The sequence below is a fragment of the Kribbella rubisoli genome, assembly GCF_004217145.1.
Lineage (GTDB): Bacteria > Actinomycetota > Actinomycetes > Propionibacteriales > Kribbellaceae > Kribbella > Kribbella rubisoli.
Genome location: NZ_SHKR01000018.1, coordinates 299,479 through 322,224 on the forward strand (window position 1 = coordinate 299,479; position 22,746 = coordinate 322,224).

17 protein-coding genes and 2 pseudogenes are annotated in these 22,746 nt (G+C 68.3%); 6 read left to right on the forward strand and 13 right to left on the reverse strand.

Annotated features, from left to right (window positions below; translation table 11 throughout):
- Nucleotides 1–32: 32 nt before the first annotated feature.
- Nucleotides 33–1,472, reverse strand: coding sequence for a dihydrolipoyl dehydrogenase family protein (locus EV645_RS39500; RefSeq protein ID WP_130450006.1), 1,440 nt, complete (start codon nucleotides 1,470–1,472; stop codon nucleotides 33–35).
- 80 nt (nucleotides 1,473–1,552) lie between these two features.
- Complete coding sequence (locus tag EV645_RS39505; RefSeq protein WP_198682159.1) at nucleotides 1,553–4,282, reverse strand: ATP-binding protein; 2,730 nt, start codon at nucleotides 4,280–4,282, stop codon at nucleotides 1,553–1,555.
- A gap of 177 nt (nucleotides 4,283–4,459) precedes the next feature.
- Here EV645_RS39505 and EV645_RS39510 point away from each other — a divergent pair, with 177 nt between their 5' ends.
- The gene (locus tag EV645_RS39510) at nucleotides 4,460–7,174 is read left to right on the forward strand and encodes a helix-turn-helix transcriptional regulator (protein WP_130450009.1); all 2,715 of its coding nucleotides are present in this window, start codon (nucleotides 4,460–4,462) and stop codon (nucleotides 7,172–7,174) included.
- Here the strand turns inward: EV645_RS39510 and EV645_RS39515 are convergent.
- The 4 genes from EV645_RS39515 to EV645_RS39530 are packed head-to-tail and all read right to left on the reverse strand — an operon-like array spanning nucleotide 7,171 to nucleotide 9,297.
- Nucleotides 7,171–7,500 (reverse strand): hypothetical protein, encoded by a 330-nt coding sequence (locus EV645_RS39515; RefSeq protein ID WP_198682160.1) that lies wholly within the window; start codon nucleotides 7,498–7,500, stop codon nucleotides 7,171–7,173. The two genes, EV645_RS39510 and EV645_RS39515, sit on opposite strands and share 4 nt — an antisense overlap.
- Nucleotides 7,501–7,509: 9 nt before the next feature.
- Nucleotides 7,510–8,226: an alpha/beta fold hydrolase gene (locus tag EV645_RS39520; protein ID WP_130450011.1), complete on the reverse strand. Its 717-nt coding sequence runs from the start codon at nucleotides 8,224–8,226 to the stop codon at nucleotides 7,510–7,512.
- Nucleotides 8,219–8,500 (reverse strand): ScoMcrA-related endonuclease, encoded by a 282-nt coding sequence (locus EV645_RS39525; protein ID WP_198682161.1) that lies wholly within the window; start codon nucleotides 8,498–8,500, stop codon nucleotides 8,219–8,221. Before EV645_RS39525 ends, EV645_RS39520 begins: the two co-directional genes overlap by 8 nt.
- A gap of 23 nt (nucleotides 8,501–8,523) precedes the next feature.
- Complete coding sequence (locus EV645_RS39530) at nucleotides 8,524–9,297, reverse strand: SDR family NAD(P)-dependent oxidoreductase (protein ID WP_130450015.1); 774 nt, start codon at nucleotides 9,295–9,297, stop codon at nucleotides 8,524–8,526.
- A 676-nt stretch (nucleotides 9,298–9,973) separates the two neighbouring features.
- On the opposite strand from EV645_RS39530, the gene EV645_RS39535 reads away from it, so the two are divergent.
- A complete protein-coding gene (locus EV645_RS39535) occupies nucleotides 9,974–10,336 on the forward strand; it encodes a hypothetical protein (protein ID WP_130450017.1) in 363 nt (120 codons plus the stop codon).
- A gap of 125 nt (nucleotides 10,337–10,461) precedes the next feature.
- Here EV645_RS39535 and EV645_RS39540 read toward each other — a convergent pair whose 3' ends face one another.
- Nucleotides 10,462–11,547 carry a hypothetical protein gene (locus EV645_RS39540; protein ID WP_130450019.1) on the reverse strand — a complete coding sequence of 362 codons (1,086 nt, stop codon included), beginning with the start codon at nucleotides 11,545–11,547 and terminating at the stop codon, nucleotides 10,462–10,464.
- A gap of 116 nt (nucleotides 11,548–11,663) precedes the next feature.
- Here EV645_RS39540 and EV645_RS39545 point away from each other — a divergent pair, with 116 nt between their 5' ends.
- On the forward strand, nucleotides 11,664–12,872 hold the full coding sequence (locus EV645_RS39545; RefSeq protein ID WP_130450021.1) for an epoxide hydrolase family protein: 1,209 nt from the start codon (nucleotides 11,664–11,666) through the stop codon (nucleotides 12,870–12,872).
- Nucleotides 12,873–12,886: 14 nt separating this feature from the next.
- On the opposite strand, the gene EV645_RS39550 is transcribed toward EV645_RS39545, so the two are convergent.
- A complete protein-coding gene (locus EV645_RS39550; protein ID WP_130450023.1) occupies nucleotides 12,887–13,117 on the reverse strand; it encodes a hypothetical protein in 231 nt (76 codons plus the stop codon).
- Between the two features lie 205 nt (nucleotides 13,118–13,322).
- On the opposite strand from EV645_RS39550, the gene EV645_RS39555 reads away from it, so the two are divergent.
- Both EV645_RS39555 and EV645_RS39560 read left to right on the forward strand, forming a co-directional pair.
- A complete protein-coding gene (locus tag EV645_RS39555) occupies nucleotides 13,323–14,228 on the forward strand; it encodes a universal stress protein (protein WP_198682162.1) in 906 nt (301 codons plus the stop codon).
- 600 nt (nucleotides 14,229–14,828) lie between these two features.
- Nucleotides 14,829–16,075: pseudogene (locus tag EV645_RS39560) on the forward strand (ISL3 family transposase); the annotation flags it as partial.
- Between the two features lie 65 nt (nucleotides 16,076–16,140).
- On the opposite strand, the gene EV645_RS39565 reads toward EV645_RS39560, so the two are convergent.
- Nucleotides 16,141–17,730 (reverse strand): MFS transporter, encoded by a 1,590-nt coding sequence (locus EV645_RS39565; protein ID WP_130450027.1) that lies wholly within the window; start codon nucleotides 17,728–17,730, stop codon nucleotides 16,141–16,143.
- A 322-nt stretch (nucleotides 17,731–18,052) separates the two neighbouring features.
- On the opposite strand from EV645_RS39565, the gene EV645_RS39570 reads away from it, so the two are divergent.
- Complete coding sequence (locus EV645_RS39570; RefSeq protein WP_198682163.1) at nucleotides 18,053–18,712, forward strand: orotate phosphoribosyltransferase; 660 nt, start codon at nucleotides 18,053–18,055, stop codon at nucleotides 18,710–18,712.
- A 2-nt stretch (nucleotides 18,713–18,714) separates the two neighbouring features.
- Here EV645_RS39570 and EV645_RS39575 read toward each other — a convergent pair whose 3' ends face one another.
- The 4 genes and pseudogenes from EV645_RS39575 to EV645_RS43500 all read right to left on the reverse strand — a co-directional run.
- Nucleotides 18,715–20,619, reverse strand: coding sequence for a glycoside hydrolase family 15 protein (locus EV645_RS39575; protein WP_198682164.1), 1,905 nt, complete (start codon nucleotides 20,617–20,619; stop codon nucleotides 18,715–18,717).
- Nucleotides 20,620–20,634: 15 nt separating this feature from the next.
- The gene (locus EV645_RS39580) at nucleotides 20,635–21,492 is read right to left on the reverse strand and encodes an enoyl-CoA hydratase/isomerase family protein (RefSeq protein WP_130450029.1); all 858 of its coding nucleotides are present in this window, start codon (nucleotides 21,490–21,492) and stop codon (nucleotides 20,635–20,637) included.
- Between the two features lie 20 nt (nucleotides 21,493–21,512).
- A complete protein-coding gene (locus EV645_RS39585) occupies nucleotides 21,513–21,947 on the reverse strand; it encodes an MFS transporter (RefSeq protein ID WP_198682165.1) in 435 nt (144 codons plus the stop codon).
- A gap of 403 nt (nucleotides 21,948–22,350) precedes the next feature.
- Nucleotides 22,351–22,671: pseudogene (locus EV645_RS43500) on the reverse strand (Dyp-type peroxidase); the annotation flags it as partial.
- Between the last annotated feature and the right edge of the window lie 75 nt (nucleotides 22,672–22,746).

The following is a 22,746-nucleotide window of genomic DNA, read 5'->3' on the forward strand; positions in this document are numbered from 1 at the left end:
TACCCCTGGGCCCAGCGATAGAGGACGGATCGTCAGTTCTGGTACCCCTCGAGCAGGCGGAGCCAGGTCTCACTGATCGTCGGGAACGACGGTACGGCGTGCCACAGCCGCTCGATCGGGATCTGGCCGACGATCGCGATCGTCGCCGAATGCAGCAGCTCGGTAACCCCCGGGCCGACGAACGTCACTCCGAGCAGGCACCGGGTGTCTTCGTCCACGACCATCCGGGCCTGGCCGCGGTAACCGTCCGCATAGAGATTCGCACCGGCCACCTTCGCGCCCAGGTCGACATCGACGACCTTGCACCGGTACCCCTCGGCCACGGCCTCCTCGGCGGTTCGGCCGACGGCCGCAGCCTCCGGCGAGGTGAAGACGACCTGCGGCACGGCTGATCGATCCGCGCTCGCGACGTGGACTCCCCACGGCGTGGCCTCGTCCACCGACTCACCGGCTGCCTGATCGAGGATGACCTGTGCGGCGATGCGAGCCTGGTATTTGCCCTGGTGCGTCAGCAATGCCCGGTGATTGACGTCGCCGAGTGCGAACAGCCAGCCGTCGGTGCCCCGCACCCGGCAAGTGTCGTCCACGTCCAGCCACGATCCAGCCGGCAGGTCCACGGTCTCCAGCCCGATGTCCCCGGTCAACGGCGTCCGGCCGATCGCGAACAGCACCTCGTCGACCTCGTGCTTGCTGCCGTCGTCAAGCGTCACGGTCACCGGACCGTCGGCCACCGGACGCCGCAGGGATTCGAGCGTGACCTCCGTCCGCACCGTCACGCCCGCTTCCGTCAGCCCTTCGGCGACCAGTTCACCGGCGAACGGCTCCATCCGCGGCAGCAGCCGCTGCTCACGATCCAGCAGGATCACCGCCGAGCCGAGTCCGTTCCAGGCGGTCGCCAGCTCGACCCCGACCGGGCCGCCGCCGACGATCGCCAGGCGGGCCGGCACGCTACTACTGTCGGTACCTCGCCGGTTCGTCCACGGGCGGGCCTCCGCGATGCCCGGCACGTCCGGCATCGCGGCCAGGCTTCCGGTGCAGATCGCCACCGCGTGCCGTGCAGTGAGCACCACCACCTCGTCGTCCGGGGTAGTCACGGCGACGCGACGCGGTCCTTCGAGCCGACCATGACCACGGACCAGTGTCGCCCCGATGCTCTTCACCCAGTTCGCCTGACCGGTGTCGTCAAGGCTCGTCACATATCGATCCCGGCGCGCGAAGACCCCGTCCGCGTCGATCGGACCGGTCACCGCTGCACGCGCTCCGTCGACGTGCTGCGCTTCGGTGACCGCGATCACCGGCCGGAGCATCGCCTTGCTCGGAATGCAGGCCCAGTAGGAGCACTCGCCGCCGACGAGTTCGCGCTCCACCACCGCCACGGTCAGACCACCCGCGCGGACCTTGTCCGCGAGCGTCTGCCCGATCGGTCCCGAACCAATCACGATCACATCGAATTCGTGTGCGTTGCCAGCCATGGCTGCAGTCTGCGGCGGGACCGGCGTATCCCGGTTCAGTAGGAACCCCCGGTCCGACCCCGGGACACACCCCGGTCCGGTCAGTCAGGCGTCGGCAGTTGCACGGTACGGAGCTGACGGCGCGACGTCAGTTGCAGCTTGGCGAAGACCTTGCTCAAATGCCATTCGACCGTCCGCGGGCTGAGGAACAGGCGGGCTGCGATGTCGGCATTGGACAGACCATCCGCGACCAGCCGAGCGATCTGTGTCTCCTGGCGGGTCAGAACACTGGGGGGCTCGGGGTACGTCGCACGCACCAGCTCGCCGGCCGCTCGCAGCTCGGCCGACGCCCGGTTCGCGAAGGCCCGCATTCCCATCGCGACGAACAACTCGTGGGCAATTCGCAACTGATCGCGGGCCTCGCCCCGACGGCCCTGCCGGCGCAACCACTCCCCGTACAGCAGGTAGGCCCGCGCGAGCTCGCCGCGGATCCTGGTCGCGGCCAGCCGCTCGATGGCATCGCGATACAGCGCCTCGGCGGCGTCGTCCTTCGAGAGGAGCGCCCGGCACCGGGCTTCGATGCCGAGGCCCCACGCAGAGCGGGTGGCCTGGGTCGTCTCGGCCAGCCGCGCCAGCGCCGCCTCCGCGGCCTCGTCCTCATCGATCCTGGTCGCTGCCTCGACGAGTTCGGCCAGGACCGCCCACGGTTCCACAGCCATCAGCGGCGGCTGCTCAGCAGCCCGGGCGGCCACCTCGTAGGCATCGGCGTACTGGCCGAGGCCGTTGTTGATCACGGCCGATGCCATCCCGGCGATGATCAGCAGGAAGCCCTCGCCGCGATACCGTGCCTCCGCCTCGGCCTGCTTGATCAGCTCCCTGGCCCGCTGCTCGTCACCTTGCCAGGCTGCCAGGAGCAGAGCGCCGTACGGCGCCGCCGGTAGCCCGGTCGCGGCCAGCACGGTCTTCAGCTCGTCGACCAGATCTGCCGCGTGGCCGAGCTCGCCGCTCAGTACCAACCCGCCGATGCGGACGCTCAGCGCCAACGGCAGCGTCTCCACTGCGCCGAGTGCACGAGCGAGTTCCAGGTGCCGGCCGTTGTCGATCGTCTGCTCGTCCCACAGGTGCCCGGCCGTGATGTGAGCCAGCCAGAACCAGCGCAACGACTCCGGCGTGAGCTCGGCGTCCCGGTACGCGGCCAACGCCTGCCGCAGCAACGGCACCGCGGGCAGATACCCGTCGGTGAACCGCACCGCCAAGGCATCGAGCAGTACGTCGTTCGGAGCCCCGGGAAGGTCCGGGGCGGGCGCGCTCTTCGCCGCGTCCGCCGCGTCTCGCAGGCAGTCCCGGCCGGCGAGGTCTCCGGCGAACATCGCGGCGAGGATAGCGTCCAGGTACGTTTCCCGCGCCAGCCGGACGTCGGTCGACGTCAACTGCTGCGCTGCTTGCAGCAGCAGCCGGGGAGCTCTGTCGTCCCGGTGCAGCGTGAACGCGATCTGAGCCCTCAGCAGGTCCAGTTGCGCGCGCTCGGCATCGTCGAGCGGTCCCGCCTCTGCTACCGACAGCAAGCGCATCGCCTGGTCCGGCTCCCCCGCCTGGTGATGGGCACGAGCGGCAGCCATCGCGCGCTCGGCGCGCCGATCCGTATCGGCGGAAAGCTCGACAGCCCGCTCCAGGAACGCAGCCGCCGCGGCGCGACCGCCACGGCTCTGCGCACGCTCGGCCGATCGCTCGAGCTCGATCGCGACCTGCTCATCGACCCCGGAGACGGCCTGCGAGCGATGCCAGGCCCGGCGGTCCGGATCGACGGCCGGATCGGTCGCCGCCGCCAGCGCGGCATGGACCTCACGGACGTCGTCGGCCGGGGCGGACCGGTAGATCGCGGACCGCACCAGCGGATGGCGGAACTGGATCCTGGTTCCAAATCGCACCAGGCCGGACGCCTCGGCGCGTCCGGCCACCATCACGTCGATACCCAGGGTGAGGGCCGCTCGCCAGAGCAGGACCGGGTCACCGATCGGCTCTGCCGCGGCGAGCACGAGCAGCCGTCGGGCGTCCGCCGGCAGCTCGGCGAAACTGCGGGCGTAGGAGTCTTCGATCGATGCCGGCACCCGCCCGCCGCCCTGCGGCCCGAACCCCGAAGCCAGCTGTGCCGACGTCAGTCCCGACGGCAACTCGAGGAGGGCGAGTGGAATGCCGCCGGCCTCGGCGACGATCCGGTCGACGACGCGCTCGTCCACCGGTCCCGGGAGCACGGACTTCAGCAGGACGCGAGCATCATGGTCCCCGAGCCCGTCGACCGGGAGTCGCGCGATGCCGTCGAAGTCGCCGGTCAGCTGTCCCGTCCGTACTGCGAACACAACCGCGATCGGCTCAGCGACCATACGTCGGGCGGCGAAGGTCAGCGCCTGCACCGAGGCATGGTCGAGCCAGTGCGCGTCGTCGATCACGCAGACCAGCGGCTGATCACGCGCTGCGTCGGCGAGCAGGTTCAGCGTCGCCAGGCCGACCAGGAACCGGTCCGGCGGGTCGCCGAACCGCAGCCCGAAGATCGTGCCCATTGCCTTGCGCTGCGGCTCCGCAAGCGCGTCCAGGTGACCCAGCATCGAGCTGCACAGCTGATGCAGGCCCGCGAACGCGAGCTCCATCTCGGACTGGATAGCGGTCATCCGCACGACCTGGCAATCTGCCGCGTGTGCGGTGAGGTGGTCGAGCAGCGCGGTCTTGCCCACCCCCGGCTCGCCCGTCAGCACCAGGCTGCGGACCTGACCTGACCGGATCGCCTCGATGAGACGATCGAGCAGCTCACTCTCGTCGCGCCGACCCTGCAACACCAGAACGCGCCGCCATCCATTAGAACCCCGCGATCGCCGAAATTGTAAGCACGACATGTCCTCGCTGAGCTCAGGACCAGCCAGTGCGCGGCGAGGACCAGCCAGTCCGGCCAGCGTCCCGGGGCGGAACCCGTGGCCGCCACGGGTCCGCCTGACGGCTGCTCAGGACATGCTGCGATGGTGAGCCCATCTCTCATCGGACGCTCAGATGTGCTGCGGCACCTGGAGGACGAATTCCGCAGCGCCCGGTCCGGGCAGGGCCGGGTCGTGGTCGTGCGTGGCGAGGCAGGAATCGGCCGGAGCGCCGTGCTCGACCTCGCGGCGGCCGATGCACCGGGAATGGAAGTCGTCCGGACTTGCGGGGTGGAGTCCGAGCGAGCTTTGCCGTTCGCCGGTCTCCAGCAGCTCTGTACGACGCTCCGCGCCGACCTGACCACGCTCGACTCACCTCAGCGCGCCGCCGTCGAGGTCGCCTTCGGAGTCACCGAGGGGCAGGCCGATCCCTACCTCGTCGGTCTGGCCGCACGGGCACTGCTGACCGGGGTCGCCAAGGCGCGACCTGCGCTCATCCTGATCGACGACGCGCACTGGCTCGACACCCCGACGTCGCGAGCACTCGCCTTCGCAGTACGACGGCTCGACGCCTTCCCGATCGCAGTCGTTCTCACGACGTGTACCGACGCCGACGACGAGTTCGCGCAGTTCCCGAGCCTGCGACTGACCGGACTGAGCGACGCCGACGGACGCGCGCTGCTGCGGACAGCGTCGTACGGCGGTGTCGACGAGGCGGTGCTCAGCCGGATCGTCGCCGAAGCCCGCGGCAACCCACGCGACATTCTGGCGGCTGTGGACGGGGTGATGTCGCCGGACTTTGCCGGCGGCTACGGCGTCGTCGGCGCGGACACCGGAGCTCTGGGCGAGCGGATCGCCGGCCTCACGGGTGCGGAGCGCCTGGCGCTCATCCTGGCGGCAGCTGACCCGACCGGCGACCCGGCACTCCAGTGGAGGGCGGCAGACGTCCTCGGTCTCGACCGTCAGGTGACCAGGACTCTTCACGACCAGGGTTGGCTTCGGCAAGAGACGAGAGTCCTGTTCGTGGACCCCAGACTTCGGCCGGTGGTGTACTGCCTGGCCACGAGTTCGGAGCGCGACGAGGTCCACCTGGCCCTGGCCACCGCGACAGACGCGGTCGTCGCCCGTGACCGCCGCGCATGGCACCTCGCTGTCGCAACGACCGGCCCGGACGACCAGTTGGCGGCAGAGCTCGAGCACTGCGCGGCACATGCGCGTCGGCGGTGCGGCCGCGGCGGCGAGGCCGCGTTCCTCGAACGGTCCGCTCTGCTGACCCGTGATGCCGACCTACGCTCGGCGCGACTGCTGGCTGCGGCGGTGGCGAAGTTCGACATCGGCTCGGCCTCCGCCGCGGTCCAATTGCTCGCTGCCGCCGGGCTCGGTCGGCTCGACGGACAGGTCCGCCGCTGTCTCGGTCGGCAGCATGCCCGGTTAGCGTTCGTCGACAAGCGCAATGGACCGGCCGCCGAGCAGATGTTGCGGGCGGCCGAAGAGCTGCGCCGGGCGAACGAGCCCCTGGCCTGTGAAGGGTTTCTGGAGGCTCTGGTCGCGGCGACCTACGCGGGACGGCTCGGGCCCGGTACCGGGGCCTTCGCTCGCCGGACACCCACCGACTGGACCCGCGACGGCAGGACCCGGGACCTTCTCGTCGGCCTCACCGCTCGCTTCGCCACGGGGTTCGCAGCGAGCCATCAACTGCTGAGACCGACGGTACGGGCCATTGCCGGCCGTGATGGCCACCATGCAAGCAAGCGGTGGCTAGGGATCGCCTCCCGGATCGCTGCGGACCTCTGGGACGACGACTTGTGGGACGACCTGACCTCGCGGACGGTGGACATCGCGCGGGAGACCGGTTCGTTGATGAAGTTGCCGTACGCACTGACCGACCGCTGCCTGGCCGAGCTCCACTTCGGCAACTTCGACACCGCGCAGTACCTGCTCGACCGCATCGACGCACTGACCACGTCGAGTCACGGTCCCGGCTTCCCGTGCGGGGCACTCCTACTGGACGGATGGCGCGGCGCCGAGGAGGCCGCCCACGCGCGGATCGAGGCTGCTCGCCAGGAGGCCATGGAGCGAGGCGAAGGCATCGTGATCACCACGGCCGGTCTGTCGGCCGCCGTACTGGCCAACGGCTTGGGACGGTACGACGCCGCGTTGGCGGCCGCGCGCGACGTGGTGGCGGACGACGAGCTCGTCTTGTACGGCTGGGGTCTGACCGAGCTGATCGAGGCCGCCGCGCGTAGCGGGCAGCCCGGCGCCGCCGAATCCGCGCTGGCAGCGTTGGCCGAACGAGCGCGAGCGGTCGGCACCGACTGGGCGCTCGGTCTCGAAGCACGCTCCCGTGCCTTGCTGGCCGACGGTACCGAGGCAGAGCGGCTGTACCAGCTAGCCATCGATCACCTGTCCAGGACCCGTGTCGTCGTCCACCTGGCCAGAACCCAACTCGTGTACGGCGAATGGCTGCGGCGCGAGGGCCGACGCGTCGACGCCAGGGTCCAGCTCAAGGCCGCACGCGATCGCCTCGCCGCCGCCGGTGCCACCGCCTTCACCGAACGGGCGCACCGCGAGTACCTCGCCACCGGCGACCGGGCCCGGCGCCGAATCGTCGACCACCGGGCCCAGCTCACACCACAGGAGACGAGCATCGCCGCGCTGGCCGGCCAGGGCCTGACGAATCCGGAGATCGGCGAACGTCTGTTTCTCAGCCCGCGCACCGTCGAATACCACCTGCACAAGGTCTTCGAGAAGTTCGGTATCTCTTCGCGGCGAGCCTTGCTCCGCAAGCTGACACCGGACGTGGCCGGTGAACACGGCTAGCGGTAGCGCCCGTCGAAACGTGACCGCCCGCTGAGGTCCACGAACGTCAGCCCCACGATCACGCCGTCCTCGACCAGCCACTGCAGCAGGTAGCAGGCGCGGTACGACGGCGGCCAGAACGAGCAGAACCGGCCGCGGTCGTCGACGTACCACTCGCCCCGCGTGACGTGGCCGTCCTCGGTGTAGGTGGTTGCGCCGTTGCGCTCGAAGATCTGAGTCGCTCCGTCCGCATACCCGAGACGACCCGCGGTGACGGCCGCCGCGATCTGCGCGCGAGCGACCGAATCACCGTTATCGGCATGGATGTCGGTCAGTGGGCTGTCCACGTCCGGCCCTCAGGCGACCATGCCGCGTGAGCAGGCCCGCGCGGCCTCACGGACCACATCGCCGACGACGTCCGGCTGCGACAGCACCAGGAAGTGTGACGCGCCGTCGACCTCGGTGACCTTCGAACCGGCCCGGTCGTACGAGAACCGGTGGAGCTGCGGTGCGATCGGCTGGTCCGCCGTACCGAACACGCCCCAGGACGGCTTCGACTTCCAGGCCGCCGCGACGACCGGCTCCTCGAACGCAGTGGCCAGCAGCGGACGCTGGGCGCGGGCCATGAACGCCGCGTCGGCCTCGGGTACGTCGGCGCAGAAGATGTCCCGGAACCGCGCGGGGTCGACCGAGAGCTCCGCAGTGCCGTCGGGCAGCGACCGCGGCCGAAGGAAGTTGCCCATAGCAAGCGATGGATAGATCCCCTGCAGATCGACGATGGACTCGCCCTCGGCCGGCACGAATCCGGCGACGTACACCAATCCGGCCACCTGGTCCGCGACACCGGCGGCTGTGATCACGCTGCCGCTGTACGAATGCCCGACCAGGACGATCGGACCGTCCAACTGGTCGATGACCGCACTGAGATAGGCGACATCGGCAGCGACCCCGCGCAGCGGCACCGCGACTGCCAGGAGGTCGAACTCGTCGCCGGCGAGGCGGTCGAAGACAGGCCGCCAGCTCGATGCGTCGCCGAACGCTCCGTGGACGAATACGATTGTTGCTCTAGACATGTTGGTTTCCCTTGCTGATCGGGCGGACGGTGAATCCCAGTACGCCGAGCACCTTCACGGCGCCCGACCTGCCGCCCTCGAAATCGGTCGGGGCCAGTCGCTGCCCGGTCGCGAACTCGTACGCAGTGCCCAGAACCGCCTTCGGCGGGTAGGTGCGCTCCTGCCACACGAGTTCGTACGTCGTCGTCGGCGCGAAGCCGTGCTCGGCGAAGAAGGCCTTCGGCCCCAGCCGGTCGTACTCCGCGAGCGCGCGCTCCACCTCCGCAGGCGTCACCCGGTCCCACGCCGGCGCCGGCATCAGTTGCGGCCGGCCATGACGCCGCCGTCCACGTTCAGGATCGCGCCGGTGATCCAGCTCGCCTGACCGGACAAAAGGAACGTGATCGCCGACGCCAGATCCTCGGCCGTACCGACCCGGCCGAGCGGGTGCAGCCCGGCGAAGCTCTCGAGCGTCTCGGCCACCTTCTCCGGCGGGATGAAGGCTTCGTAGATCGGAGTGGCGACCACGGCCGGCGCGACCGCGTTGACCCGGATCCCGTGCTCGGCCAGCTCGATCGCCAGATTGTGGGTCAACGCGTGCAGACCGGCCTTGGCCATCGAGTACGCGCTCGAGGGTGTGGCGGCGAGCGCCTGATGAGCCCACATACTGCCGACGTTCACGATCGCCCCGCCCTGGCCGGCCTCGACCATGCAGCGCACGACGGTCTGGGTCAGGAAGAAGATCGCGCGATTGATCTCCTGGTACGAGTCGTAGAAGGCGCCGTCATGCTGGAGGAACGGATTCGGGCTGAACATGCCCGCCGCGTTGACCAGCAGCGTCGCATCCGAGTGCTCGGCCGCCAGTTGCTTCTGCACATCGGCGACCTGCGCACGATCGGCGAGATCAGCCGGGATCCCCCAGGCCCGGCCCATCGCCGCCAGCTCCATCACCGTCTGGTCGACCTTGCTCTCGTCGCGGCCGATGATCACCGCACTGCCGCCGCCGGCCACGACGTCGGCGGCCGTCTGCCGCCCCATCCCGCTGCTTCCCCCGACGACAACCAGCTTCCGCCCCTCGAACGCTTCGATCATCACACTCTCCATCCGCCCGGCACTTCGGTCCCGGAGCCGCATCCCGGCTCACCCACCAACCGTCACGCCGCCCGCCCCCGAACCGCCTCAGGGACCCACCGAGCCAACCCCCTGGTCAGTGCCGCTTACACATTCCACGGCCGCAACAGGCGCACTGTTCACGTTGCGTTGTCGGCGTTTCTTTGGGCGAGGCGGTGGAGTTGGGCGGCGTGCTGCTGCACCACCCACAAACTCCCCGGCTGTACGACTTGGCTCCTCGACGATCTTGCGGCTGCGCTCGAAGCAGCTGATGAACTCGAATTCATGACCGCTCTCCTCCCGGGCCCAGCGTGGACCACGACCCGAGCCTGCCGCCGCCATCAACGCGTCGTACCGGTACAAACCCCAGGGATCGACACCGGGGAACGCCGCTCACACCACCGGCCCGGCGCACCGCACCTCTCTCAGCCGCTCTCGCACGGAGAGGGGCAAGGCTTCGGCGCAGGGACCTCGCGCTTGAGCGTGCAGGCGAGGGAGACCAGACCTGGGGCGGCGGCCGATACCTCTTCGTTCATGAGCGTGAGCACACTGACTCCGGGATGCTTGACACTCCGTAAGGGAGTCATGGGTCAGACGTCGGGGCCGGCAGCGCAACGGCCTCACACAACTGCCCGAGCGGACCCTTGGAGGGAAATCGATGAACGATCTGCATGATGATGTCTTCGCGATATCGCCCGACATTCGCTATGTCGCTGCCGCTCAGGGTCAGCAGTTGGTGATGCGATCCCGGCCGGATCTGCAGAATGCGTCCAGCGGCAACAGCGACCTGTACGAGGAGCTGCTAGTCAACCCCACCCTGCTCACCCTCGCCACCCGGCGCGGCAACATCGATTGCGGCGGGCTGCGGTACCTCATCGTCGCGTACGGCCACTTCGAGATGTTGGTCATCCCCACAAGTGGCGGGCATGTCGGCGTTGGATTCGAGCTGGACGCGAACCCAACCGGCTACCTGCACACGATCTTCAGTGTCATGACGAATCACGGCCAGCCCGCGGTCTGAGGATCCGACCCGGCCGACCCTCGCACGAACCGAGCCGGCTGGCCTGATCAGCACGGTGCGGGAATCGTAGGTCGGGTCAGGAGCGCCCGGCCGCGAGCCGGTCCTACGCGACCGACATACGGCGCTCACGCGGTCGTTTCGGATTTCGCCATCTCGACGCGGTAGTCGTAGATCGGGCGGTAGCGGTCGTACAGCGTGGTCAGGATGCTGAACAAGAAGACGAAGAACAGGGTGTCGATCGGCTGGATGTGCCCCTCGCCCCGCCTTAGCAGCAGCGCCGCGACGGTGACCAAGGCGATGTTGGTGACGAAGACGACCAGGAACGAGATCCCGGCCGACTGCCACGAATGACCTCGCTTCGCCGCCCACAGCCCCAGCGCGGCATTGACGATCGCATAAAAGGCGACGCCGAGGAAGATCTGCAGACTGGTCGCGTCGACCCCTGGCAGGACCCGGCCGTAGATCACGCTGATCAGCCCGATCAGGAAGATCTTCTCCAGCGCAGCCTCGTCGAAGACCTTCCGGTGTCTTGCCTGGAAGGCGGCCCGTTCGCGGGCCGTGGCGACCGCCGACGGCAACGGGTCGGCCGCGATCCGCAACGACCAGTCGCGCTGCGGCAGCCGAGGCCGTACGACGAACAGCAGGACCGCGATCAGTATCAGGATGCCGGCAGCGAGCGCCGGACCGAACCACGGCACATCGCGGATCGTGTCCGTGACGTCGAGCTTCGCGATATGGATCCAGTACTCCTGCGGCAGCTTGATGAAGATCCAGATCGCACCCGCGACGATCAGCCAGAACTTGAACCCGCCTCGCCGCGGGTTCCACCGCGTGCGGACAGTCTCGTAGGCGATGAAGAAGTACTCGAACGTATTCGGGAACACCAGCAACAGCCAGCGCAGGCCGGTCAGCTCGAACGCCACCACACCGATCTGCCGGTAGAAGAACAGAAATCGGTTGATCCGGAACGCCGACAGATTCGCCCAGTTGCGCAGGCCCGCTGTGTACGCAACGGACAGATAGAACACGTCCATCGCCTTGTCGTAGCTCTGGTAGAACGGCGGATTGAATCCGAACGTCTGGAAGATCGTCTGATCAGCCGCGTCCAGCACCAGACAGGCGATGATCGCCGGCAGCGGATACTTCGGGATGAACAGGGGCAACACGAAGCGCGCCAGCACCACGCTCCAGAACACGACATCGACGCCCATCGCCCCCACCCCCGGGACAACCATTCGTGCAACGATCGTAAGCGCCGTCCCAGGGTAACGACGTCGGTCAGTTGACGATCGACAACGAGCAGCGAACGCAAGGGGAGGACAGGATCATGAGTGACACCACGGCTGCGAGCGCGCAGGGCACGGTCCGAGCGTTCCGAATCGACGTACCTCAGGGCGAGATCGACGAGCTGCGCCGCCGCATTGACGCCACGCGCTGGCCGACCAAGGAACTCGTCTCCGATCGGTCGCAGGGTGTGCAACTGGCGGCGCTACAGAATCTCGCGCGCTACTGGACAGCTGAGTACGACTGGCGCCAGTGCGAGGCGCGGTTGAACGCGCTTCCGCAGTACAAGACCGAGATCGACGGGCTGGACATCCACTTCATCCACGTCGAGTCACCGCATGAGAACGCGTTGCCGTTGATCGTGACGCACGGCTGGCCGGGCTCCGTCGTCGAGCTGCTCGAGACGATCGGCCCACTCACCGACCCGACCGCGCACGGCGGCCGCGCTGAGGACGCCTTCCATCTCGTGCTGCCGTCGATCCCCGGCTACGGGTTCTCCGATGAGCCGACCGAGCTCGGTTGGGGACCGATCCGGATAGGAAGGGCGTGGGACGAGCTGATGCGGCGCCTGGGTTACACGGCGTACGTCGCACAGGGGGGCGACGTGGGCTCCCAGGTCACCGACGCGATGGGCCGGCTCGCACTCGACGGGTTGATCGGCATCCACACCAACCTCCTCACGCCGGCGCTCGGCGATGCCGAGGCCCTGAGCGAGTCGCCGCCGTCGACAGAAGAACGTGCCGCCCTCGACCAGCTCGCCGAATTCCACGCGACCGGTACCGGGTACTTCGTGGAGCAGGCGACGCGCCCGGAGACGATCGGCTACGCCCTCCTGGACTCCCCCGTCGCGTTGGCGGCGTGGATGATCGATCACGATACCGACAGCTACCAGAAGATCGCCCGCGCTTTCGTCGAAGGACAACCTTCGGGCAACCTCACCCAGGAACACATCGTCGACAACATCACCCTGTACTGGCTGACAGGCACCGGGGCGTCGGCTGCGCGCTCGTACTGGGAAGAAGGGCAAGAGAACGCTCGTGCGGTCGGCCAGACTCCCACGCCGGTCTCGGTTCCGGTCGGCTTCACGACGTTCCCCGGAGAGATCTGGCGCACCCCGCGCAGCTGGGTCGAGAAGGCGTACCCCAACGTCATCTACTTCCACGAGGTGGACAAGGGCGGTCACTTCGCCGCTTGGGAGGAACCTGGGCTCTTCTCGGAGGAGCTGCGCGCCGCCTTCCGCCCGCTGCGCTAGCCGACACTGAGCGCTTACTGCCGCTTGCCGCTCTCTGTCCACTGTTGGAAGAGGTTGACCTGTGCCTCGGGCCACGCGCCGTCGCAGGGCATCGAGCCGTGCCTCAGGCGGGCCAGGATGCGATCGGCGTGCCGGCTGACGTCGTCGTACGACCAGAGGTCGAAGTACCTCAGCATCGATTCGCGATCCTTCTCGCGGAACAAGGGCTTGATGTCCGTCTCAAAGCCGGTCGAATCGTGGGCCATGCGTCCTCCTGGCATTGGAAGGCGGCCGGAGCCGCGCGTGCGGATATCGTCGTACGACAACAGAGTCGAGCACGAAGCTGTCAGAACACCAGGTGTCGCTTGCCACGTATGGGCGCGACGTCGGGGAACGGTCCGATTTGCATCATGGAGGTGCTGGGGAAGGTCGGGAGGGGCACAATCACAGGATCAGGAGAGGGGGCCGCAGATGGCCGACGACGTGATCATCGTGGGAGTCGACGCTGCGTGGGACAAGGGCCGCGCGCTCGACTGGGGCATCGACGAGGCGCTGGCCCGGCAGTTGCCGCTACGCGCCGTCCACGTCGTGGAGTCCAGGCACAGTAACGAGGACGCGTACGCTCCGGTCATGGCCGACGGGGTCTCGATCGTCCCGGTCAAGATCGACGAGGCGGCGGCCAAGGTGACCGACGAGGTGCGGGCGCGGCTGGCCAAGACGAAGACCGACCTCGACGTCGACGTCGATCAGCGGGTCGGCAAGCCCGAGGATGTATTGGTCGAGCTGAGCGAGTCCGCGACGATGCTGGTGCTCGGCCGGCGCGGGCACGGCGTTTTCGCGGACCTTCTGATCGGATCCACCTCTGAGGCGGTCGCGAACCGTGGCCGCGGTCCAGTGGTCGTCGTACCCACCGGTTCGGACCAGCAGGAGCACACCACCGATCCGGTCCTGGTTGGTGTCGACTGGCTCGAACCCGATCCCGATCAGCCCGCCATCGAGTTCGCCGCCGACCACGCCGCGGCCCACGGCGTGCCGCTGACCTTGGTCCTCGTCTGGGATTTCCCCTGGGTCGTCGCCTCCGACCAACCAGTCTCCGATCAGGACATCGAGCAATGGCACGACATGACCGACGCCCGCGGCACCGAACTCGTCGAACACTGGCGTACCAAGCGTCCCGGCCTCCAGATCACCCATGACCTCCACCAGGGTCACGCCGTCGAAGGCCTCCTCGCCGCCGCCGAGAACCTCAACCCTCAACTCCTCGCCATCGGCGGCCGCCGCCGCTCACGCGCCGCCGAACGCCTCCTCGGCTCCACCGCCCGGGGCATCCTCCACCACACCACCCACCCCATCGCCATCGTCCACGAACGCCCGTAGACCGGAGGCATCGGGCGAATCGTAAGCGGCAAGATCTCCTGATCTGGTTGGGGTTGCGCTCAGGCGTCAGGAGGTGTTCGCTGGACTGTGCAGTCGACGTCCAGTGGACGGTCGAGATGGACTTTTCGACATAATTCGAGGAACTCGAGAAGCGTACGTCGGATGCGCTGGCGACAGCGCGCACTGCGGCCACCGCGTCGCGAGACCAACTCCGCGGGCAGATCGATCGGGCCCAGGTCGACCTCGATCTCGCGGGCAAGGACGCGCAGCAGCAGGCGGCCAAGACAGCGGAACGCGTAGAGCAAGTTGGCGCAGATGAGGGCCGACGCCAAGTCGAGCATGGACGACGTCAAAGCCGGGATCGACAAACGCACGCTCAGCTGGACGCGAAGATGGCGGAGAACGACGCGGATGAGCAGAGGTTGATGCCGTCGACGCGATCGACCCGGCCGCACCAATCGCCATCCATAGTGGGCACGAATCGTTTATAGGCTCTTCACAAATGAGGGTGTAGCGGGCGTTGGCGTGGCGGTCCAGGGATGGACATCGAGGTCTCCCGAGGATGAAGGCTCCTACACGCTCATTCTGAAAGACCTCGACGTGCCCGACGCTACCGTCGGCGAGCGCTCCGACGCGTCCGCCCATCCCGATCTGACTTCCTTCTGCCGCCTCGACGAGCTTGGGCTGGTCGTCACGCGGCAGCGCCTCGAGCCTGATCGCGCGGTCCTCGCGTGCCGAGTCCTCGAACCCGACCAGTGGTGTCGCCGTTGCGGTTGCGAAGGGACCCCGCGGGACACCGTCAACCGGCAGTTGGCCCACGAGCCACTCGGCTGGCGGCCCACGACGCTGCTGGTCACGATCCGCCGCTACCGGTGCGGCGATTGCGGTCATGTGTGGCGCCAAGACACCTCCCGGGCGGCGGAGCCGCGGGCTCGGCTGTCTCGTCGTGGGCTGCGGTGGGCACTCGAGGGGATCGTGGTCGCTCACCTCACCGTTTCCCGGGTCGCTGAGGGGCTCGGGGTCGCTGGAACACCGCCAACGACGCCGTCCTGGCCGAAGGCCAGCGGGTCCTGATCGACAACTCCACGCGCTTCGACGGCGTCCGGGTCGTTGGCGTCGACGAGCACGTGTGGCGACACACTCGCCGCGGCGACAAGTACGTCACCGTCATCATCGACCTCACTCCGATCCGCGACGGCGCCGGCCCAGCCCGGCTGCTCGACATGGTCGAAGGCCGCTCCAAGCAGGCGTTCAAGACCTGGCTCGCCGCACGGCCCGACGTCTGGCGCGACGCGATCGAGGTAGTCGCGATGGACGGGTTCACCGGCTTCAAGACCGCCACCAGCGAGGAACTCCCCGACGCAGTCGCGGTCATGGATCCCTTCCACGTCGTCCGCCTGGCCGGCGATGCACTGGATCGGTGCCGACGCCGGGTCCTGCAGGCCATCCACGGCCGCCGCGGCCGCAAGAACGACCCGTTGTACAGGGCGCGCCGAACGCTGCACACCGGTGCCGAGCTGCTCACCGACAAGCAGAAGGACCGGCTCGCAGTCCTGTTCGCGGCCGAGGAGCACGTCGAGGTCGAGGCGACCTGGGGGATCTATCAGCCGATGATCGCCGCCTACCGTCACGAGGTCCGCAGTCGAGGTCGCGAACTGCTGACCAAGCTCATCGACTCGGTCAGCCACGGCGTCCCGAAGGCGCTGACCGAAGTCATCACGCTCGGCCGGACCCTGAAGAAGCGAGCCGACGACGCGCTGGCCTACTTCGACCGACCCGGCACGTCCAACGGCCCAACGGAGGCAATCAACGGACGGCTCGAACACCTCCGCGGATCAGCGCTCGGTCGACCATCATTCAGCGTGTGACGAGGACGCGGGTGCGCTCGCACTGCGCGCCCGGGCGGGCTCGGCTACGGGCGTGGATTGGCGGGCTTGTTGACGGCCGCGGGACGGGCGTTCACCTGCTTGGCTGGGTCGGGGCCGAAGGCGAAGCCGACTACGGCCCCGAGCGCCGCGAAGGCAGCCGCGGCGAGCAGCACACCGTTGAGCCCGTTCGCCGTGCCGGCGCGGGCGGCATGGGCGGCCGCGGCGCGGGTTTGGGGTGGCAGGATGGCGACTACCCGGGTGCCCGCGCCTGAGGCGACGGCGGCCGCGAGCCTGTGGATCGCGTCGGGTGGCGCGGCCAGGCCTGCCAGTTCGTGGAGCGTGGCGGTGCTGACGCGGTTGGCGTACAGCGCGCCGAACACTGCCACACCGGTGGCTGTGCCGACCTGGCGTAGCGTGTTCGTGAGGCCGGCGGCCATCCCGGCTCGTGCCGGTTCCACCGCCGCAAGCGCCGCCGAGGCCAAGGCGGTGGAGGTGATGCCTAGGCCGATCCCAGCCAGGATCAGGCCGGGCAGCAGTACGAGCCAGCCGGACGTGGCGGTCAGGTGAGCCATCGAGGCCAACCCGGCGGCGGCCGAGGCCATGGCCGCGCCTAGCAGCATTCGCATCTGCACTTTGCCGATCAACCGGCCGGTCAGGAGGGCGACCGTGAACGAGACCACGAACATTGGCACCAACCGCAACCCACCCTGAACCGGTGAGTTGCCGAGGGTGTTCTGCACATAGAGCGAGAGATAGGTGATTGTCCCGATCACAGTCGCCGAGATCGCGAACGCGACGAACCCGGTCGCGGCGAAGCTGCGGCGCCCGAACAGCCGGAGGTCGGCCATAGGTGCGTGCGCGAACCGCAACTCGTACAACACGAACACCGCAAGGGCGACGGACGCTATCAGGAACAGAGTCAGGATCGCCGGGCTCGTCCAGCCGGAGGAGTTGCCGCGGATCAGCGCGAACATCAGCGCGGTGAGCGCCGTGATGATGAGGGCCGTTCCTACCCAATCGGCCCGACCGCCGGCCGGGTTACGGGACTCGCGCAGCTTCGCCCATCCGATCACCAACGCCATCACGCCGACCGGCAGGTTGATAAAGAAGATGGACCGCCAGCCCAGGGAGTCGGTCAGCGCCCCACCGACCAGCGGCCCGATGGCGCTGGCACCGCCGAGAGTGGCACCGAAGGCGCCCAACGCCCGGCCCAAGGCCGGACCCGAGAACTCCACACGCAAGAGCGGCGTGGCGACGGCGAACAGCGCCGCGCCGCCGAGCCCCTGCAACGCGCGGAACAACTCGAGCGCCAGGGTGGTCGTCGCCAACGCGCTCGCCAGCGACCCGATCATGAAGACGACCATGCCGACCAGGAACACCCGGCGATGACCCACTCGGTCGCCCAACGTAGCCGCCGGTAAGAGCAGCACGGCCAACCCCAGTGCGTAGGCCGCGCTCACCCACTGCAGGTCCGCCAGACTCGCCTGCAGGTCGCGCTGAATCGACGGCAGCGCCACACTCACCACAGTCACGTCCAGCAGCAGCATGAACGCCGCCGTCAGCACCAGCAGAAGCGTCCACCGCTGCCGCGACGACGTCCGCCTGGTGCTCTCGTCGATCTCATTGATCGTCATGTCTTCTCCTCCCGGTACCGCGCCATTACACGATTGATGTTTCAACCATCGATCGGACAGCAGCCCGTCACGCCAGTCGGATCCACTGGCGAGGTCACCGGTCCCGAGTTGCACTCGGGAGCATTTCGATCGCGAGGCCCTCTAGCCGTGGGACCAGTTGGCGCCGGTGCCCGCGCGGCCAGGGCGATCACCAGGGAGTACGACGGGTGCGACGGACCCGTCGTCGCGCGATCGTCGAGGCATGACAACGAATCGGACGACCCTGGCGAATCCCCGGCGGACAAGGCTTGTCGGGCGGGGCGACATTGCTCGGCTCACAGCCGTGCCTGCGATCAAGACCGATCTGATCCTCCGGCTCGCGACGGTGCCGGGACTGGTTCGGCCCGGTGTCTCGCATTGGGATATGAAGACGCGGCTGCCGCTGCATCCGTTGTCCAACGAGAACGCGTACGGCGACCCGCAGTTGCTGCACGACCTCGCCGTACCGGGTGCGAAGTTTGCCCGCCGGATGGGCGCGGATGTGGTCGTTGGCGCAGAGACCGGCGGCATCCCCCTGGCGACCGCGGTCGCGCTGGCCGGCGACCTTCCGTTCGCGTTCGCCCGCAAGCCCGGATACGTGGGACACGAGGACCACGAGCCGCGGGTCCGTGGAGCCTCGGTTGCCGGGCGGCGGGTGCTGCTCGTCGACGATGCGGTCTCCTCGGGTACGGCGCTCGAAGCGTTCGCGGACGAACTCCAGAGCGAAGGCGCGATCCTCGTCGGCGTCTTCACTCTCGTCGACATGCGCGACGTCGCGACCTCGGTGGCCCCGATCACCAAGACCCTCCCGATCGAGTCCGTCGCGACCTATCTCGAGGTCCTCGACGCGGCGACCGACGCCGGCATCCTCGATCCCGCGGTACACCAGCTCGCGGTCAACGCCCTGGTCAACCACTGGACCAACGACGACCCCCGCTGGTCCCTACTCGACCACGCAGCCTGACCTCAGAACCGCCGCCGGGCGGGGATGAACGTGCCGGCTGCCTCCTCGGCGCGGATGATGTGGGTGATGGCGTTGATCAGGGCCAGGTGGGTGAATGCTTGTGGGAAGTTGCCGAGTTGGCGGCCGGTGAGCGGGTCGAGCTCCTCGGCGTACAGGCCGAGCGGGCTCGCGTAGGACAAGAGCTTCTCGCACAGCGCCGTGGCCTCGGCCAGCTCACCGATCTCGACTAGCGCGGACACCAGCCAGAACGAGCAGATCGTGAACGTCCCCTCCCTGCCGGTCAGCCCGTCGTCGGTCTCCGAGACGCGGTAGCGCAGGACCATGCCGTCCTCGGTGAGCTCGTCGGCAATCGCCCGTACGGTGGCTCGAACCCGCGGGTCGTCCGCAGGCAGGAACCGTAGCAACGGCACGAGTAACAGCGAGGCGTCGAGCGTGGTCGCGCCGTACCGCTGCACGAAGACTCCCCGCTCGTCGACACCCTGGGTGCAGATGTCCTCGCGGATCTCGTCGGCGATCGCTTGCCAATCGTCGGCGAACCCCGGCTCGTCGTGCAGCCGGGCCAGCTTCGCGCCACGATCCAACGCCACCCAGCACATCAGCTTGGACGACGTGAAGTGCTGCGGTTCACCACGCGATTCCCAGATGCCGCGATCGGGCTCGCGCCAATGCTTCGCAGCTGCTTCCACGGCCCGTTTGAGGATCGGCCAGAGACTCTCGGGCACCTGGTCCCGGGACCGGGCATGCAGATACACCGAGTCGAGCACCGCACCCCAGACGTCATGCTGGCGCTGCAAATAGGCCGCGTTTCCGACCCGGACCGGTCTCGCGCGCTCGTACCCACTCAGGTGGTCCAGGATCTGTTCGGGGAGGTCGCGCTCCCCGCCGATGCCGTACATGATCTGCATGTCGTGATCGCCGTCGCACATCTCGGTCAGGAAGCAGAAGAAGTCGTTGGCCTCGCGATCCAGCCCGATCGTGTACAGCCCCCAGAGAGCGAACGTGGAGTCGCGGATCCACGAGTACCGGTAGTCCCAGTTCCGCTCACCGCGCGGCGTCTCGGGCAGGGAGGTCGTCGCAGCGGCGAGCAGTGCACCGGTTGGAGCGTAGGTGAGTCCTTTCAACGTGAGTGCGCTGCGCGCCAGATAGCGGCTCCACGGATGATCCGGAAAGACGCCGACGTTCATCCACTGCCGCCAGTACTCCGCCGTGCTCCCCATCCGTTCAACAGCGTCGGTCCAGGTCTGCGGGGCCGGCACGGCCGACCACGAGAGTGCCACGAATGCCGTATCGCCCTGCGACATACGAGTCCTGGCCCCGGCCGTGCGGCCCTCCAACCCGACGCGTAGATCCGTGGTCAGCCTCAGCGTGACGTCGTGGTCCACGTCAGGGCAGCTCGCCACGGCCTCGCCGTAGCCAGGACCGTCGTACGACCAGCGTGCTTCTCGCCGGCCGTATCCGAACATCGGCTCGCACACCATCGCGAGATCCACAACGCCGCTGACGCATTTGACGGTCCGCAGCAAGCAGTGTTCGGCGTCGTAGTCCGTCGGCGTACGGCGATGAGAGTGGGACCGCTCGGAGACCTGGTGCCAAGGACCCATCAGCAGGGCGTCACGGACGATCAACCATCCGGTCGGAGTCTTCCAGGTCGTTTCGAGCATCAGGCTGCCTGGCAGGTACCGACGTGCAGCAGGCACCCGTACGCCGTGCGGGCCGAGCCGGAAGCTCCCCGCCGCGCGGTCGAGGATCGCCCCGAACACACTGGGCGAGTCGTGCCGCGGCAGGCACATCCACTCCACCGCGCCGCTGGGCGCGATCAAGCAATTCGACTCGCAGTCCGACAGGAAGGCGTAGTCCGCGATCGGCGGGTGCGCGCTTCGACGTACCAAGGGCTCCGGCGACGTCACTTCCCCTCCTCCATGTCAGGAAGCTGTTTCTGGCGACGCCAGCAGCATCGCGACCACCCGGCCGAGGTCCTGTTCCGCGCCAGTCGGTGTTTGGAGGCCGTTGTCGAACAGTGCCTTGGCGCGGAGGGCGTTGTCTGGGCGGGCCGACGTACGGAAGAAGGCGGCGAGGCCGGGCCCGAACTCGTCGTCGGGTGGCAGCGTGGCTACGTCGAGGAGGGCCTTTGTACTGGCGACTGCGTCCTTGTCGAAGCCCGCGATCCGCCGGGCGAACGCGTCGACGTACCCCGCCAGGCCGGCGTCGGGGAGCACGCGATTGACGTAGCCGTAGCGCTCGGCGAGGGCGGCGGGGATGTCGTCGCCGCCGAAGAGGATCTCGGCGGCCCGGCCGCGGCCGACCAATCGACCGAGCCGTGCCATCGGACCGCCACCCGGCACAGCTCCGATGCCGACCTCGAACTGGCCCAGGATGGCCCGATCGCCGGCGAATCGGATGTCAGTCGCGAGAACGAACTCGCTTCCGGCACCTCGAGCCCGGCCGCGGATCGACGAGATCGTGACCGCCGGGACCTTGCTCAGCCGGATCAGGTTGTCGACGTACGGGTGCAGGCCGGTCGGCCCGGGCTGCATCGCGGCAACCCGGGCCTTGTCGGCCTTGAAGTCCCAGTGGGCCATGAAGTACTCGGGGTTCGCGCTGTCGAACACGACCACGGTGACGGTCGGCGACTGCTCGATCCGGTTCACCAGAGCTGCGAGCTCGTCGACCGAGTCCGGGTCGAGCAGGTTCACCGGGCCGTTCTCGAAGGTCACCCGCCAGTACGCCGGGGACACCTCGTCGACCGTGAACTGGACCTTGGCGGAATCCGCACTGGACATGTTGCCTCCTCGACCATTCATCATGCGACGCATTCCTTGTGACTTGCACTAGCCAGGGCCACGACCTTTTCCGAGCGCACGGTCCGCGGCCGGGAGTCTGCGGCCAGCAACGCGACAAGCAGAGCGACACCAGCCGCGGCGCCGCCGAAGATCACGAACGCCATCCGTACTCCGGCGAACCCGGCCACGATCCCGCCGGCGATGGCCGGCAGCGAGATCGCCGCGCAGGCGACGACGTAGAAGGCGGACATCACGGCGGCGCGGTGCTCGGCGGGGATGACCGCGGTCAGGGCGCGCAGTCCGCCGAGGAAGGCGACACCGAATCCGCCGCCACCGATGACCGCACCGGTGAGGTACAGGACCGGCGAACCGATTGCCGCGGCGGTGACCAGCATCGTCATGCGCAGCGGATCGGCGCCGAGCGCGGGATCGTCGTGATCGGGGGCAAGTGTCAACGGAGCGCCGGAGCGCCAGCGGCCGATCAGCTTGGCGGCGAGCAGTCGCCCTCGCCATCGGTCCCACCATGAGCGTGCAGGAAGCGGTTGAAGGCTCCGACCTGCGACTGGTACTTGCGCACCCCGACGTACGTGCCTTTTGCGGCCGAGGATGTCGGGCTGCGGTGACGGAAGGGGTACGCCGGACTCGCCTGGGTAGCCGAGCACGAAACTCGCCGGCCTTGATCGCTAGGCCCTGACCGGGCAGCGGATCGACGCCGCTGCCCTCGATGGCGGGCTGGCCGATCGAGTCCCGGTAGCCCAGTGGATTCAGGTCGCCGGGCTGAGCGCCGAAGTCGTGAGTACTCAGTACGGTCAGACTGTGGCGGCCGTCGTAATGCCTGCGCGCCAGCTCCATCGTCCGACGCCAGCTCTCCTCTGAATCGCTGAAGACGCTGACGGCGATGTGGACGGCACCGGTCCCGAAGTCCGGCTCCCAATGCACCGGATCGTTGACGCCGTCGTCCCGGAGCTCGCGAGCACGCGCGGCCATCCCCACCCGGAACGCCTCCGGGAAGCTCTGCAGCGACTGTTCCGGCAGACCGAGCGCCACCAGCCCGGAGTACGTGATCGCCACCGCGATCCAGGGCTCGTCGCTCTGCCACCACTCGGCGGCCGATGCGACGTGCGGTGCCAGGTCGCGAAGGAACTCGCGCCCGGCACGCACGTCGTCGATGTGCAGCATGACGTGCGTGCCGTAGTACGGCTCCGGGCGGTAGCGCAGAACGGTCGCCTGGATGTCGTCGAGCTCGACCAGTGC